We start from the raw sequence: 14918 nt of genomic DNA on the forward strand, positions 1-14918 counted from the left end.
CTTAAACGTCGCGATCGATTACGCGATGCCGCCATAGGCAACGCCGGATAGCTCGGCCATTTCCCGTTTCCAGGTCGTCAGGTCTTCCAAGGTGAACTGGTTCAGGTGCGAATGACCGCAGGCCCTTGCCATCACCTGCATCAGTTCAACCGATGCTTCGAAGAAGTTGGTCAGCTGGCGGGCGGATTTCTCGATTTCCAGCCGATTGACCAGATGCGGTTTCTGGGTGGCGATCCCGACCGGGCAATTGTTGGTGTGGCAGGCCCGCATGGCGATGCAGCCGATGGCCTGCATGGCCGAATTGGAAAGCGCCACGGCATCGGCGCCAAGGGCCAGAGCCTTGATGAAATCTGCCGGTTTGCGCAGGCCGCCTGTGATGATCAACGTGATGTCCGGCCGTTCCGACGTGTCGAGGTGCCTCCGGGCGCGGGCAAGCGCGGGAATGGTCGGAACGGAGATGTTGTCGCGGAAGATGATCGGTGCTGCCCCGGTGCCGCCGCCACGGCCATCAAGGATAATGTAGTCGACACCCAGCTCCAACGCCGCGTCGATATCCTTTTCGACGTGCTGGGCCGACAGCTTGTAACCGATCGGGATGCCGCCGGTGCGGGTACGGACCTCGTCGGCGAAATCCTTTATCTGGGATCGATCTGTCCAGTCCGGAAAGCGGGGCGGCGAGATCGCGTCTTCGCCTTCCTTCAAGCCGCGGACCTCGGCAATCTTGCCCTTGACCTTGGCTCCCGGCAGGTGCCCACCCGTGCCGGTCTTGGCCCCCTGACCGCCCTTGAAGTGAAACGCCTGAACCTTGTCGAGCTTGTCCCACGCAAAACCGAAACGGGCCGAGGCGAGTTCATAGAAATACCTTGAATTGGCCTGTTGTTCTTCCGGCAGCATGCCGCCTTCGCCGGAGCAGATGCCGGTTCCGGCAAGGTCTGCGCCTCTGGCAAGGGCAATCTTCGCCGGCTCCGACAGGGCGCCAAAGCTCATGTCGGAGACCAGCAACGGGATCTTCAGTTTCAGCGGTTTCTGCGCGTTCGGCCCGACAACAACGTCGGTGCCGACTGGTTCGTCCTCCAGAAGCGGGAATTTCTGCAGTTGGGCCGTCAGGATCTGGATATCGTCCCAGTCGGGCAACTGGTTGCGCGGCACGCCCATGGCGTCGACGCGGCCATGATGACCTGTCTTTTTAAGACCGTCGCGGGCGTATTGCTGGATCAGGCCGTTGTAAGGTTCTTCCTCTGTGCCGTGGCTGGTGTCGGCATAAAGGCCGAGGTAGCTGTTGCGGTTGAACGGCTGCGGATGCTCCCGAGCCCAGGCGGCGACCTCGTCCTCGCCGACCAGGATATCGTCGCCTTCCACCCAACTCTTGAATTTCGGCAAGGCCTCGGAGTTGTTGTATTCGGAGACGCCGCTGTCGAGCCGGTAATCCCAGTAATGAACACCGCAGATGAGGTTGTTGCCGCTAACATAGCCATCGGACATGAGCGCGCCGCGATGCAGGCAGCGACCGTAGAAGACGGAGATGTCGTCGTCGAAGCGAACAACCACAAGGTCAACATCGGCGACGAGGGCATAGGTCGGTTTTCTGTCCGGCAATTCGCTGAGTTTGGCAACAACCTGTTTTGTCATGTCTTCCCCCGGCTACTGGCGATATGCGCCCTGGCTATTGGGTTGGTCGAAATTCAGTCGGCAGGCACTTCCGGCCGCATGGGCGGCATGGCCTTGAGTTCCGCTGCCCCGTCCTTGCCGGACATGTGAGCAGCGTACCATTTGGCAAAAGGCACGGCTGTGACACCATGCAGGACAGCGCTGATCCAGACCGCGTTAACGGCCAGATTCAGGAGCTGTTCGCCGATTGCGTGATCAATCTGGTCAACGACGAGCAGCGCGAAGAGGGCTGTTGCCAGTCCGCGCGGGCCGAACCAGCCGAAAAAGAGCTTGGTCAGCGGGGCGGCATCCGTGCCGGCAAGCGACAGCCAGACCGCCAGTGGCCGCACCACGAACAGGCTCACCAGAATGAGCGCAAGGCTGGCGGCATCAAGGTGAGCGATGGCATCGGGCAACAGGGCAAGACCGATCAGGAAAAAGGCACCCCAGGAAAGCATCTGGCCTTCGCTTTCGGTGAATTCGTAGATGAAGGCGCATTGCCCCTTGATGACGTTGCCGAAGAAGAGCCCTGCGACAAACGCTGATATGAAGCCGTTGCCGCCGATTTCGCCGGCGGCCAGATAAGCGCCGCAAGCCATGGCAATGGCGCCGATGCCTTCGATGGTATCGGTGGTCATGCCCCGGCGTTTCGCAGCCAGAAACAGCACCCCGCCCGCAGCACCGATAGCCGCGCCCGCCAGGGGACCAAGGATCAGTTGCTTGGCGCCGAACATCAGCCAGTCTGTCGCGCCCGGCTGCATCATTTCCCCGGCAAGGCTCGCGAACAGCAAGATGGCTGGCAGGGCCAGTCCGTCGTTGAGGCCGCTTTCCAGCGTCAGCGCCCGGCGCACCCGCTCCGGCACCGCCTTGTTGGTGACGACAGCCTGGCCGAGAGCAGCATCGGTCGGCGCGAGCAGCGCGGCAGCAAGAGCGGCGACGATGAGCGGTTCGCCGCTCAAAAACGGTATGGCCGCCATGGTTCCGATAATGATGGCAAGTGGCAGGCCAAGGGCGAGCATGCGCAGGGGCCATTGGTGGCGCTGGCGCAGGGCCTGAAGATTGATCTGGGCAGCGTCCAGGAACAAAAGGACGATGAGAGCCATTTCGGCAACGATATGCAGAAGGCGTTCAGCATCGGTTCCGGGCATCAGCCCGGTCTGGGCCATCAGGTAACCGAAGCCGATGAAGAGGATCGGCGCTGTCAGGACGCCCTTCGACAATGTCCTGGCCAGCAGCGTGTAGCAGACCGTAAACAGCGCCAGAAGCAACAGGCCGGTTGTCATGAAACGGTATCCCCCTCGAACGCTGTGACGTTAGGACAGCGCGAGCTGCCGTCTCAAATCATAATGCGATGACGCGGTTGTGCGACAGCCGTGATTTGCCAATGGCGAAAATGCGTTTGGAAAGGGCGGGTCAAAGGCCCGTGTGAGGATTACTGCAAGGCCGCCAATTGCTTCAGGATGCGCTGCGCATCGGCGGGTTTGGCGGCGATTTCAAGGATCAGTTTCTTGCGCACTGCTTCGGCAAATGTCGCTGGACTGTCGGCAGTCACCACAAAGGCGGCCGGACCGCCGATGATACTCTCGTAGAACCGCTTTTCCAGATCGTAGGCAATCGGCCGGCCGGAACAATGCCGGCACAGAACCGCCAGGCCGTTGATGACAATACCGGAGGAAACCACGATATTCCGGGCTTCGGGTATGGTCGGGCCGTTCCAGTTGTTGGCGCTGTCGGCAGACAGGTCGATCACCCTGCGCAAGCCCGCAAAGGCATTGTCGTCGATCAGCTCCTTGCCTTTCAGAAGCGCTGCGCCAATGGCGTTGCGACCATAGGCGCGGCGCGGGGCTGCCATCAGTTCCGTTGCAAAATGCTGGGCGCTCTCCGGTCCGTCGATGACTGTCCAGTCCACGACAACATCCTGGGAGTGGATGTCCGCCCATTCGACATAGGTGACGACGATCTTGCCGTAGATGTTGCTGGCGATGGCATTCAGCACTGACGGATCCGTGATCGCGTCGGCATAGCCCTTGCGTTGGAAGCGGATTTCCTCGTCATCGATGGACCCGGTCGCATCGGCCAGGAGCACCAGTTCCAGGTCGAGTTCTTCGGAAACGGCTGGGGGGATCAGAAAAAGGCACCAGACAACAACAGCAAGGATTATCCGCATCACAACCGTCTCCCCATGGCAAAGGCATCTGAGAGTAGCTAGGGCGGGGTCGGGAAAATGGCAGGGTGGATGATGGTCGTGTCGCGAAGCTTGTCGTTGTTTGCACATGTCATTATGCGGCTTGCCCCACTCGTATCCGGGGAAGCGCTCGCCACAGAATATTTGCACTCAAGCACTGGCAACTTGTCATCCCTGCGCAGGCAGGGATCCAGTAACCCACAGAGTTTGCATTTTTCGTCTCATACGACACGGCGTACTGGATCCCGGTCTTGCTGCTGACGCAACAAACCGGGACGACAAATCATGGAGGTTCGGATGTGTTTCAAGCTCGGTTTCTGAATGTCTTGAAAGAGAACGCCAGGTCTTCAAAGCCTGAAACGAACACCAGGGCGTGTCCCGCTTGACCGGAATAAACTTGAAACGCGCTTTGCTCTGATGCGCTTGCCCCTGCAATCCAGGCCAATTCGTTTCCTCGTTCACTCACTTTGGAGGGAGGTGCAACGGCTTGGATCCCATGGTCAAGCCATGGGATGACGACGGTTGGAAATAAAGAAACAAAAAAACCCGCCTTCCATCGGAAAGCGGGTTTTGTCTGATCTGTTTTAGTTCTGACCTTACGCGACAGCGCGGGCCAGTGCGCATTGCGACCACAGGTCGTTGATCGCGTTGGCGAGGTGTTCGATGTCTTCGGCCGTGTGCAGCGGTGTCGGAGTGAAGCGCAGGCGCTCCGTGCCGACCGGAACCGTAGGATAGTTGATCGGCTGAACGTAGATGCCGTAGGTATCCAGAAGGATGTCGGAGATCCATTTGCACTTCTTGGCATCACCCACCATCACCGGAACGATGTGGCTCGGGTTTTCCATGTGCGGGATGCCGCGCTTGTCGAGAGCGGCGCGTACCTGGGCGACCCGGTCCTTGTGCGCCTTGCGCTCGAACGGGCTGTCCTTCAGGTGACGGATGGAGACGGCTGCGCCCGCTGCCAGTGCCGGCGGCAGGGCGGTGGTGAAGATGAAGCCGGAGGCGAAGGAGCGGATAAAGTCGACAACCGTCTTCGAACCGGTGATGTAACCGCCCATCACGCCGAAGGCCTTGCCGAGCGTGCCTTCGATAATGGTTAGACGATCCATCAGGCCTTCGCGTTCGGCAACGCCGCCACCGCGCGGGCCGTACATGCCGACGGCATGCACTTCGTCGAGGTAGGTCAGTGCACCGAACTTGTCGGCAACGTCGCAGATTTCCTTGATCGGCGCGATGTCGCCATCCATGGAATAGACGCTTTCGAATGCGACCAGTTTCGGCGCGTTCGGATCGTCCGCCGCCATCTGGCGTTCCAGGTCTTCATAGTCGTTGTGCTTGAAGATGCGCTTTTCGCAGCGGGCGTGGCGGATGCCTTCAATCATAGAAGCGTGATTGAGCGAGTCCGAATATACGATCATGCCCGGAACCTGGGAGGCGAGCGTACCCAGCGCTGCCCAGTTGGAAACATAACCGGACGTGAAGATCAGAGCAGCTTCCTTGCCGTGAAGGTCGGCCAGCTCGTTCTCCAGAAGAACATGGTAGTGGTTGGTGCCGGAAATGTTGCGCGTTCCGCCAGCGCCTGCGCCGCATTTGGAGATCACGTCCTGCATCGCGGACACGACCTTTTCGTTCTGGCCCATGCCGAGATAGTCGTTGGAGCACCAGACGGTCACGTCCTGAACGGAACCATCTTCGCGGTAACGGGTTGCGCGCGGAAAAGCACCTGCCTGGCGTTCCAGATCTGCAAACACACGGTAATTGCCGTTGTCATGCAGTTTGCCCAGGCGTTCTTCCAGATACGCGTTCACGTCCATTCTCAGGATCCTCTCATCGCGGGCACCTTTGCCAGCGCCTCTCTCCTGCCCGCGCAACTCGCGTCCCGCGCGGCCAATTTGCTGCCTGGAACCTTTCCGTCCGATTCCAGACTAGCAGCTAACTTATAGCCATTCAAAACTGCTTATCAAAGTTTTGGCCTTGATCAAGGTCAAAAACCCCGGCTGCGTCCAATCGCCATAGTGTCCGTTGCCGTGGTTTGCCAAGGAAAACCGGCCTTGTTCCCTTGTCGGAAAAAGAGCGCAATACCCGGTGAAACAGAAGGATATCCCAAGGTGATTGCCGGAAAGTTTTCGCGGTTACGGCAAACATGGGTACGGCATCGGAATGTGCATGGGGCCAAATTGCCGCATTCTTCGGTCCGGTTTGAAGAAGTTTCTTGCTTTCAACCCTCAAACATGAATACTGATTCATGTTTCATGAATTGGGAGGAAACAGCAGGTGCGCAAACCAGCCGTAGAAGCAGACGCGCCGCAAAAGGCTGCAGGCAACCAGCCCAAAACGGCGCGCGGTGAAGCCACCCGAAAGGCAATCCTGACCGCTGCCGAAAGGGTGATCGGCGAGAAGGGCTACAACGACGCCTCCATCGGCCACATTACCAGTGAGGCAGGTGTCGCCCAAGGCACTTTCTATATCTACTTCACCACCAAGGAGCAGGTGTTCTCGGAGCTCGTCCTGGAAATGGGGCGGCTGGTCCGGCACACGATCGCCGAGGCAACGCAGGGCATCGGCAACCGGCTGGAAGCGGAAGAGGCCGGCCTGCGGGCCTTCCTGGAATTCGTCCAGGCCCATCCGGACCTCTACCGGATCGTTCAGGAAGCACTGTTCGTCGATCCTGCCGCCTATGAGGAATATTACAAGACATTCGCCGCCGGTTACCGGTCTGGACTGGTTGCCGCCGAGGCCGCCGGCCAGATCTCCAAGGGGGACACGGAAACCCGTGCCTGGGCCCTCATGGGCATTGCCCGAGCCCTTGGCGAGCAGCTGGTCGTGTTCAAGTCGGAAAAACCCATTTCCGAACTGGTTGCCAGTGCCTACGACCTGATTGCCAACGGCATCAAACCCTGAGGCGCATGTCATGGGCCTCGTAGAGACAGAAACACGCGGCGGCGCGATCTGGATATGGTTGAACCGGCCGGACCGGCACAATGCCCTGGTTCCCGCCCTCGTTTCCGAACTGCGGAGCGCCATTGCCGAAGCGGCGATGGCCGAACCGTTGGCGCTGGTTCTGTCGGGCCGCGGATCCAGCTTTTCGACCGGTGGCGATATTGGCGGGTTTTTGGACCATGCCGGATCGCAAGCTACACTCAGAGCCTACTCGGACGAGCTTGTCGGCAGCCTGCACGAAACGATCCTCGACCTGCTGTCCTTTCCGGCGCCGGTGCTGGCGGCGGTCAATGGGCCGGTGACGGGTGGTTCTGTTGGCTTGATGCTGGCGGCAGACATGGTCGCCATGTCCGGGACGGCCTTTGTCCAGCCCTACTACAACCAGGTGGGTTTCGGGCCGGATGGCGGCTGGACAGCCTTGCTGCCGGACCGCATCGGCACTTCGAAGGCACTTGCGATCCAGTATCGCAACACGCGCATCAGTGCTTCGGAGGCCGTGGAACTGGGACTTGCCGTCTGTCAGGTGCCGGGGGCTGAGCTTGTCGCAACAGTTGACGGCTGGGTCGTGGATCTCGGCAAAGGCTTCGCGAAGACCCACCGCACAACACGGCAGAGTGTTTGGGATGCGCGCAGATGCGCGATGGTACGAGACCGTCTCGACCAGGAAAAGGCCAGATTCCTGGATCTGGTGAGCCGTCAAAGCACGCTCGACGGCATGAAGGAATTCACCAGGAAGCGGGCCTGAGGAGAAGCCCGTCCGAAGGACCCGGATGGCGACTGCAAGCCGGATCATCTCGACTTGCAGGGTGCTGGCTCGAGGCCCCGCCAGGTGTTGGGAGGACGCATGGAATATTTAACCGACATGGCCGCAAAACGGGCGGAGCTCACGCCCGGGGCGACAGCCTTTGTCGATCATGAAAGCGGCAGATCTTTCAGTTTCTGCGAGATCAACGAGCGCGCCACCCGATTGGGCAACCTTCTGCTCGGTCGCGGTCTTGCCAAGGGCGACCGCATGGCGGTGCTCTGCCATAACCACCCGGATTTCTTCGTGCTGCTGTTTGCGGCTCAGAAAACCGGCATTTTGCTTGTGCCTCTCAACTGGCGACAGCCGGTTGCCGAGCTGCAGCCCATATTGGCGACCTCCGGTGCGAAGCTGCTGTTTCATGATCTTGCGTTTGTCGAGATTGCCGAAGAACTTGCCGCCGAAACCGGCCTGTCGCTTCTGCCTCTGGGCGCCGAGGGTCGGGGTGGCAGCGCTCTTGATCGTCTTCTGACGGGGGCAAGTCCTGCAGCGATCGGATGCGGCAAGGTCAAGGCCTCGGCCCCCTGGTATCTGCTTTACACTTCCGGAACGACGGGCCTGCCCAAGGCGGTCATCCAGACAGCGGGCATGGCCTATGCCAACATGATCAACTACTGCCAGGCAACGGGTCTTTCAATCGGCGAAAAGGGCGTCAATTTCCTGCCGCTCTTCCATACGGCGGGGATCAACCTGCCGACGCTGCCGATCTTCCTGAACGGCGGCATGTCGACTGTCTTGCGCAAATTCGACCCGGAGACCGTGCTTGATCTCGTTTCCGCCGGAAACGTCACCTGCTTCTTCGGTGTTCCGGCGATCTATCAGGCGCTGGCGCTGTCACCCAGGATCGGCAAAACGAATTTTTCGAAGGTCCGGTCGCTCGGCTGTGGCGGTGCGCCGGTGCCGAAACACCTGTTGTCGGAGTTTCAGGAGCGGGGCGTCACCATCTGCAACGGCATGGGTATGACCGAGACCGGGCCAACCGTGTTCCTGATGGACAAGGGCCATGCGCCCGCCAAGATCGGTTCAGTCGGAAAACCGCAGATCCTGACGGATGTTCGCCTGGTCGACGGCGATGGCGGTATCGTCGAAGGGCCGGGGGAAGGAGAAGTCCAGTTTCGTGGGCCGAACATCACGCCGGGCTACATGGACAACAAGAAAGCGACGGTTGCCACCTTCACGGTCGACGGCTGGCTGAAATCCGGTGACATCGGGCGCCGCGACGAGGACGGCTACTACTACATCGTCGACCGGATCAAGGACATGTACATCTCCGGTGGTGAGAACGTCTATCCGGCCGAAGTCGAGAAGGTTCTGGTTGGTCATCCGGCCGTTCTGGAGGCCGTGGTGATTGGCGTGCCTGATGCTAAGTGGGGCGAGGTCGGTGCAGCCTTCCTGATTGTGCGTCCCGGTGAAGACCTCGACACGACGACGTTGGCCGACTGGTGCCGCAAGCAGCTGGCGCCCTACAAGGTGCCGAAAAGCTTTACCGTCGTTGACGACCTGCCGCGCACCGCGGCGGGCAAGGTGCGCAAGAACATTCTGAAAGACGACTTCCTTGCCGACAATTCCCTGGAGAAAGCATAACCGATGAGCCTGACCGCTGACGCGCAGCACAGCGCAACGTTTAGCTGGATCCCCCGTCAGGAGGATTTCGATGCCTTTGCCGATCTGTCCGGTGATGACAACCCGATCCACGTCGATCCCGAATTTTCGGCTCGCACACGGTTCGGCAGGACCGTCTCCCACGGAATGCTGCTTTATACGCGGGTCTTTGCGCATCTGAAGGCCCTCCATCCGGGGCGAAGCCATGCCGTGCAGACTTTGATGTTTCCCAATCCGGCCTATGCGGATGAGGAACTGGCGTTTTCGTTCACGCCGAGCGAGGACGATGCAGACCTGATCCTGATCGAGGTTGCCCGTGCGGCGGACGGGGCCGTGACCTTGTCCGGTTCCTGCAAACTGAGGGTGCGGACATGAGCCTGAAAGTCGGAGCGCGCGCGGAAGTCAAACGCAGCTACACAGAAGACGACATGCGTGGTTTCGCGCAGCTTGCCGGAAACGGCACGGAAGTACCGGTATCTGTTCCGGGGCCACTGATCGGCGGGCTCTTTTCCTATCTGCTGGGCGTCGAGCTGCCGGGGAGAGGAACCAACTACCTGAAGCAGAGCCTGGAGTTTCTGGCGCCTGCCCCGGTTGGGGAGACGCTGACGGCCTCAGTGACCATCACGCGCCTGCGACCGGAAAAACACCTGGTCGATCTGGAAACGGTCTGTGAAGCCGAGGACGGCACCCGCATCTGTCAGGGCCGGGCGCTTGTCTATGTCGAGGATGTCGGCAAGGACTGAGCCGTTGTTGCAGATTTTCGGCTGCCGCGCGGCGTTAGGCTGACCGGGTGCGCATTCGAGGGCCTTCTATTCGCCCTCGATGATCCGGACCTTGGATGGCCAGAAGGCGTAGTGCCCGGCAAGTTTCTCCGCCATCGGCACCGGCGATCTGTAGACCCAGCCGATCTCCTCGCCATCATGGGAAATGTAGCTGGCGTCGCCCTTGATGGGGCAATGGGTAGACTTGTCGACATACCCGAACCGGGTCTTTAGATCGGCTTCCGGCACGTAGATCACGGGGTCATAAAAAGACTTGCCGATTTCAAGAACGCGAACCGCATTGATGCTGTCCGCCAGCAGGGCCGCGCCCTGATAGATGCGAATTCGCCGGGGCACGTCCTTAATCACCATCAGGTGGTCGGGGCTTTCCGGGTTGCGGATCGCCGTATCGAAGGCGGGCATTGTCTGCGCAGTCATGAGGTCCTCCGTGGAATTGGCCCTCATGTGTGGATGGTGACGGTGAAACGCAAAACAATTCTATGCTGCAGGGCACACGGTTTCGCTGGGTTTTGGGCGTTCGCAGGTTGAAGGTCATCGTTTCGGCCTTGATAATTCCTGCAGTTCTGCGCTCAAACAGGAGAACATGAATTTAGGAAGAAGTGGTGCCATGGCCGAGAGCGTTCAGGATTTTTTGAAACGGCTGTTCCTGCGGGCCGTCGAAGTGGCGGACCCGATGCAGAGCCTTGGTGCGTTTCTGCCGGAGAAACCAGCGGGCCGCGTCGTGGTGATCGGCGCAGGCAAGGCCTCCGCCCGAATGGCGGAAGCGGTCGAGAAGGTCTGGGGGCCGTGCGAGGGCCTGGTGATCACACGCTATGGCTACGCGAGGCCGTGCGAAGGGATCGAGATCGTGGAGGCCGCGCATCCGGTTCCGGACGAAATGGGTTTTGTCGCGACCAAACGCATGATCGAGCTTGTTTCCGGCCTGGGTGAGAACGACTACGTGCTGGCGCTCATGTCCGGTGGTGCCTCGGCCTTGCTGATTGCGCCTGCCGGAGAAATCTCACTGGCCGAAAAGCAGGCGGTCAACCAGGCGCTTCTGGCCTCCGGTGCGCCAATCGGCCAGATGAATGTCGTGCGGAAACATCTGAGCCGGGTGAAGGGCGGGCAATTGGCAGCCGCTGCCTATCCTGCAAAGATGCTGGCTCTGCTCATCTCCGATGTTCCCGGTGACAATCCTGCTGAAATCGGGTCCGGTCCGACGGTTGGTGATACCAGCACGACGGCCGATGCCAAGGCGATCCTGGAGCAGTGGAAGATCGAAGTGCCGGCTTCGGTGCAACAGGTTCTCGCTGCCGGAAGCGGTGTGTTGAAGCCCGATGACGAAAAGCTCGGCCGTGTTTCGAATGTCATCTTCGCAGCTCCCTCCCAGTCGCTGGAAGCTGCCCGGACCCTAGCCGAAGCAGAAGGCTGTGATGTCGAGATCCTGGGTGACGCCCTGGAAGGCGAAGCGCGGGAAGTTGCGCGTGCCCATGCAGAGCTTGCCCTCAGCCGCCAGAGCGAGCGCCCCGACGGCAGCCGGCCCTTGCTGCTCCTGTCCGGCGGTGAGCTGACGGTGACCCGACGCGGCGAGGGCGTTGGCGGACCGAACGCCGAATACGCCCTGGCTCTTGCCTTTGCCTTGCGCGGGGCTCCAGGTATCCACGCGATTGCTTGCGACACGGACGGTGTCGACGGGGCAGCAGAGGTAGCGGGTGCTGTCATTGGCCCGGATACACTGGCGAGGGCGGACAAGGCGGGTGCCGATGTGGAAGAGGCACTTCTTACCAATGACGCTCACCGCTTTTTCGACACGATCGGAGATCAGGTTGTCACCGGGCCGACACTGACGAATGTCAATGATTTCCGTGCCATATGGATCGGATAGCGCATTGGCCGGGACGAACGCCCGCAAATCCTTTACCCGGCAAATGGCGCCGGAATTCCCAAGGGACCGGACTTGACTGAAATCACCATCACCCGAGTGGCGCGCCTGCCGGATCCGTTTCGGATCGAACGGTTTCTGTCCAATCCCAAGCTTGGCCCGAGGACGTTGTTCTTCAGCGGTGGATCGGCACTCAACGGTGTCGCCCAGTGCCTGAAGCGCTACACGCATAATTCCATCCACCTGGTGACACCGTTCGATTCCGGCGGCAGCTCGCAAGGGCTCAGGATTGCCTTCAACATGCCGGCCATCGGTGATCTCAGAAGCCGGTTGATGGCACTCGCCGACGAAACGGTGCTCGGTCATCCGGACGTTTTTCGCCTGTTCACACATCGGTTTTCGAAAACAGCCTCGCAAGTGGATCTGGCCGCCGAGCTGGAAAGCATGATCGCCGGAACGCATCCGCTGGTGGAGGCGATTGAGCAGCCGATGCGCACGCTCATCCAGAATCAGCTGGGCATGTTTCACGCCGCACGCCCGATAGATTTCGACCTGCGCGGCGCCAGCATCGGCAACCTGATCCTGGCCGGTGGTTACCTCAACCAGAACCAGCAACTTGAACCGATCATCTTTCTGGTGGCCAAGCTGGTGGGTGTACAGGGCACCGTCCGGGCCGTTGCCGACGACAACCTGCACCTGGGGGCAGACCTTGAGGATGGCGAGGTTGTCATCGGCCAGCATCTTCTGACCGGCAAGGAGCATCCACCACTGGTCTCGCCGATCAGGAACCTGTTCCTCAATCGGGGGCTGACCGGCAAGGACCCTGCGGAAGCAGTGTTTCCGGACCGCAACCGGAGCCTCATCCAGTCTGCTGACCTCATCTGTTATGCGCCGGGCAGTTTCTATACCAGCCTGATCGCAAATCTTCTGCCGAAAGGCGTCGGAAAAGCCATTGCCGCACGCACCGTTCCGAAGGTCTATGTGCCCGGAACGGGGCAGGATCCGGAAACCGGCACGATGAGTGTTGCCGACAAGGTGCAGACCCTGCTTGCCTACTTGCGGCGGGACGCGGGCAGCGATTGCCCGGTCGACCGCCTGCTAAACTTCGTGATCGTCGACCAAGCGGTTCCGGAGAAGGAAACGGAAGGGCTGCAGGCGCTTGGGCTTTCCGTGCTTCGGCTCGATCTCGTCAGCAAGGCGTCCGCACCCTATTATGCCCCTGTGCCGCTTTGCGAAACTCTGGTTTCGCTGACGTAAGCACCACCGAACATTCAGGACAAGGCCATGAAACGTACGAAGCTTCTAAACCGGCATCTCAGCAAACTGGTAGCCTCGCTCGGCCATATGGACGAGATCGTCCTTGCCGATGCAGGCCTTCCGGTTCCTGCCAATGTTGGTGTGATCGACCTGGCAGTCAGCCCCGGTATTCCGGCCTTCTTCGATGTTCTGGAAGCGCTTGCCGATGAAATGATCGTCGAGCAGGCGGTCTTTGCGGACGAGGCATCGGAAGATCTCGTCACGCAGATCGAGGTACGGTTGGCCCATTGGGCGGCTGACACCGGCAAGCCGATCGAGCATGTCCGCATGTCTCACGAGGACTTCAAGGAGCGTTGTTCGAAGGCACGTGCGGTCATTCGCACCGGTGAATGCACGCCTTATGCAAATCTGATTCTCGTCTCCGGCGTACCGTTCTGACAATCGCCGCAGACGGTGTCTGCAAGGCCTGTCTCGACAGCCATCGATGAGAACTGACCGATGCGAGGGAGGAGCGGAAGTGCTCCTCCCATTTTTGTTTTCCGAAACGTTGCGACGGCATGTTTCGTTGCAACGTCAGTCGCTTCCCGCTCTGCAAAAAATAAAAATTTGATCTCCAAAACCGATTTTGTTGACTTACAAAATCGGTTTTGTAAAAATTTTCCTCAATAAAACAATCTGTTGCCTTTTGAGGCTGCAGGCCGGGAATTGAGCCCTTCGGGCTCGCAGGGAGGATCGATGTCGCGACTTCGCGATTCCGTCACCATTGATGACGTGGCGCGCCATGTGGGCGTTGCGAAAGGAACCGTGTCGCGGGTCCTCAACAATTACACCGATATTTCCGAAGCCACCCGCAAACGTATCCTCAAGGCTGTTCAGGATCTGGGCTATCAGCCGTCGGCCACCGCACGCAATCTGAAGCGCGGACGTCAGGACACGCTCGGCATCGTCATCCCCGTGGGTCACGGCAGTGGAGCGGATCCGTTCCTGTCCGAATTCATCGACGGCATCGCAAGAGCTCTCGACGAACTGGGGCTGGACCTTCTGGTGACAACTGCCCATTCACGCGAACACATGATCGAGACCGTGAAGCGGCTGATCGCCAGGCGCAAGGTGGACGGTTTCATCGTCACCCGAACGGAAGTGGACGATCCGCGCATCGCCTATCTGCGGGAACAGAATTTTCCATTCGTCGCCCACGGCCGCACGCGCGATCCGGCAGGCTATGCCTGGTTCGATATCGATAACGAGGCGGCCTTTGCTGACGGCGTTCGCCACCTCTACAGCCTCGGACACGAGCGGATCGGGTTCATCGGCGGTCCGATGGAACTCAACTTCGCGCTTCAGCGCCGCAACGGGTACAGGCAGGGTCTGGAGGCCCTAGGCCTTGTGCATGATCCGGCATTGGAAAATCTTCAGCCGCTCAGCGAAAAAGGCGGCTTTGCAGGCGCCGAGGCGCTGTTGTCGCTGGAGGCGCCACCGACCGCACTTTTGTGCGTGACCGACGCCCTTGCCATCGGAGCGGTGCAGTACTGCCGCAAGTTTGGTCTGAAGGTCGGCTCCGACGTTACCGTCGTCGGCTATGACGGCCTGCCGGTGGGCGAATACCTGGACCCGCCGCTGACGACCTTTTCGCAAAGCGCCCAGGAAGCAGGCGGCAGGGTTGCCCGCATGCTTATCGATGTTCTGGACGGCAAGAACCCCACGGATCTGCAGGCCCTTGCCAAGGCAAACCTGATCCGGCGCGCCTCGGATGGCGCTCCGGCAAATTCATCGGAGGCGCTTGCAAGCGCGCTCCGCGACCGGCTGAACCAACAGCCACATTCCGGCAGGAAGGGAGAGTAA

14 protein-coding genes are annotated in these 14918 nt (G+C 60.0%); 9 read left to right on the plus strand and 5 right to left on the minus strand.

From position 1 onward, the window contains the following. Positions 1-18: 18 nt before the first annotated feature. The 4 genes from ACP90_RS05555 to hemA all read right to left on the minus strand — a co-directional run bounded on the left by ACP90_RS05555 (position 19) and on the right by hemA (position 5646). Positions 19-1629 (minus strand): glutamate synthase-related protein, encoded by a 1611-nt coding sequence (locus ACP90_RS05555; RefSeq protein WP_062487209.1) that lies wholly within the window; start codon positions 1627-1629, stop codon positions 19-21. Positions 1630-1682: 53 nt separating this feature from the next. Beyond that, positions 1683-2930 (minus strand): cation:proton antiporter, encoded by a 1248-nt coding sequence (locus tag ACP90_RS05560; protein ID WP_062487211.1) that lies wholly within the window; start codon positions 2928-2930, stop codon positions 1683-1685. A gap of 149 nt (positions 2931-3079) precedes the next feature. Continuing rightward, complete coding sequence (locus ACP90_RS05565) at positions 3080-3814, minus strand: DUF1194 domain-containing protein (protein ID WP_062487213.1); 735 nt, start codon at positions 3812-3814, stop codon at positions 3080-3082. Between the two features lie 614 nt (positions 3815-4428). Next, positions 4429-5646 (minus strand): 5-aminolevulinate synthase, encoded by a 1218-nt coding sequence (gene hemA, locus ACP90_RS05570; RefSeq protein ID WP_062487215.1) that lies wholly within the window; start codon positions 5644-5646, stop codon positions 4429-4431. A gap of 460 nt (positions 5647-6106) precedes the next feature. Here hemA and ACP90_RS05575 point away from each other — a divergent pair, with 460 nt between their 5' ends. The 5 genes from ACP90_RS05575 (at position 6107) to ACP90_RS05595 (ending at position 9919) form a co-directional block, all read left to right on the plus strand. Then, entirely contained in the window at positions 6107-6733 is a 627-nt protein-coding gene (locus tag ACP90_RS05575; RefSeq protein WP_062487217.1) for a TetR/AcrR family transcriptional regulator, read from the plus strand. 10 nt (positions 6734-6743) lie between these two features. Then, on the plus strand, positions 6744-7517 hold the full coding sequence (locus ACP90_RS05580; protein WP_062487219.1) for an enoyl-CoA hydratase/isomerase family protein: 774 nt from the start codon (positions 6744-6746) through the stop codon (positions 7515-7517). Positions 7518-7616: 99 nt separating this feature from the next. Further along, on the plus strand, positions 7617-9158 hold the full coding sequence (locus ACP90_RS05585) for an AMP-binding protein (protein WP_062487221.1): 1542 nt from the start codon (positions 7617-7619) through the stop codon (positions 9156-9158). Positions 9159-9161: 3 nt separating this feature from the next. Beyond that, on the plus strand, positions 9162-9551 hold the full coding sequence (locus tag ACP90_RS05590; protein ID WP_062487222.1) for a MaoC/PaaZ C-terminal domain-containing protein: 390 nt from the start codon (positions 9162-9164) through the stop codon (positions 9549-9551). Continuing rightward, a complete protein-coding gene (locus ACP90_RS05595) occupies positions 9548-9919 on the plus strand; it encodes a hypothetical protein (protein WP_062487224.1) in 372 nt (123 codons plus the stop codon). The genes ACP90_RS05590 and ACP90_RS05595 overlap by 4 nt, the downstream gene beginning before the upstream one ends. A gap of 66 nt (positions 9920-9985) precedes the next feature. Here the strand turns inward: ACP90_RS05595 and ACP90_RS05600 are convergent, their stop codons facing one another. Continuing rightward, positions 9986-10375 (minus strand): DUF427 domain-containing protein, encoded by a 390-nt coding sequence (locus tag ACP90_RS05600; protein ID WP_208993464.1) that lies wholly within the window; start codon positions 10373-10375, stop codon positions 9986-9988. A gap of 190 nt (positions 10376-10565) precedes the next feature. Here ACP90_RS05600 and ACP90_RS05605 point away from each other — a divergent pair, with 190 nt between their 5' ends. The 4 genes from ACP90_RS05605 to ACP90_RS05620 all read left to right on the plus strand — a co-directional run bounded on the left by ACP90_RS05605 (position 10566) and on the right by ACP90_RS05620 (position 14918). Beyond that, on the plus strand, positions 10566-11822 hold the full coding sequence (locus ACP90_RS05605) for a glycerate kinase (protein ID WP_062487228.1): 1257 nt from the start codon (positions 10566-10568) through the stop codon (positions 11820-11822). A 72-nt stretch (positions 11823-11894) separates the two neighbouring features. Beyond that, positions 11895-13076 carry a GAK system CofD-like protein gene (locus ACP90_RS05610; RefSeq protein WP_062487230.1) on the plus strand — a complete coding sequence of 394 codons (1182 nt, stop codon included), beginning with the start codon at positions 11895-11897 and terminating at the stop codon, positions 13074-13076. Positions 13077-13103: 27 nt separating this feature from the next. Continuing rightward, a complete protein-coding gene (gene rbsD, locus ACP90_RS05615; RefSeq protein ID WP_062487232.1) occupies positions 13104-13514 on the plus strand; it encodes a D-ribose pyranase in 411 nt (136 codons plus the stop codon). A 297-nt stretch (positions 13515-13811) separates the two neighbouring features. Further along, entirely contained in the window at positions 13812-14918 is a 1107-nt protein-coding gene (locus tag ACP90_RS05620) for a substrate-binding domain-containing protein (protein ID WP_062487234.1), read from the plus strand.

The organism is Labrenzia sp. CP4, from assembly GCF_001579905.1.
Classification (GTDB): Bacteria; Pseudomonadota; Alphaproteobacteria; order Rhizobiales; family Stappiaceae; genus Roseibium; species Roseibium algicola.

Bases quoted from the DNA above. Each gene is read 5' to 3' on its own strand.
- ACP90_RS05600 (WP_208993464.1), bottom strand. From the start codon at position 10,375: ATGACTGCGCAGACAATGCCCGCCTTCGATACGGCGATCCGCAACCCG.
- ACP90_RS05565 (WP_062487213.1), bottom strand. From the start codon at position 3,814: ATGCGGATAATCCTTGCTGTTGTTGTCTGGTGCCTTTTTCTGATCCCC.
- ACP90_RS05580 (WP_062487219.1), top strand. From the start codon at position 6,744: ATGGGCCTCGTAGAGACAGAAACACGCGGCGGCGCGATCTGGATATGG.
- ACP90_RS05585 (WP_062487221.1), top strand. From the start codon at position 7,617: ATGGAATATTTAACCGACATGGCCGCAAAACGGGCGGAGCTCACGCCC.
- ACP90_RS05555 (WP_062487209.1), bottom strand. From the start codon at position 1,629: ATGACAAAACAGGTTGTTGCCAAACTCAGCGAATTGCCGGACAGAAAA.
- rbsD (WP_062487232.1), top strand. From the start codon at position 13,104: ATGAAACGTACGAAGCTTCTAAACCGGCATCTCAGCAAACTGGTAGCC.
- ACP90_RS05595 (WP_062487224.1), top strand. From the start codon at position 9,548: ATGAGCCTGAAAGTCGGAGCGCGCGCGGAAGTCAAACGCAGCTACACA.
- hemA (WP_062487215.1), bottom strand. From the start codon at position 5,646: ATGGACGTGAACGCGTATCTGGAAGAACGCCTGGGCAAACTGCATGAC.
- ACP90_RS05605 (WP_062487228.1), top strand. From the start codon at position 10,566: ATGGCCGAGAGCGTTCAGGATTTTTTGAAACGGCTGTTCCTGCGGGCC.
- ACP90_RS05560 (WP_062487211.1), bottom strand. From the start codon at position 2,930: ATGACAACCGGCCTGTTGCTTCTGGCGCTGTTTACGGTCTGCTACACG.
- ACP90_RS05620 (WP_062487234.1), top strand. From the start codon at position 13,812: ATGTCGCGACTTCGCGATTCCGTCACCATTGATGACGTGGCGCGCCAT.
- ACP90_RS05590 (WP_062487222.1), top strand. From the start codon at position 9,162: ATGAGCCTGACCGCTGACGCGCAGCACAGCGCAACGTTTAGCTGGATC.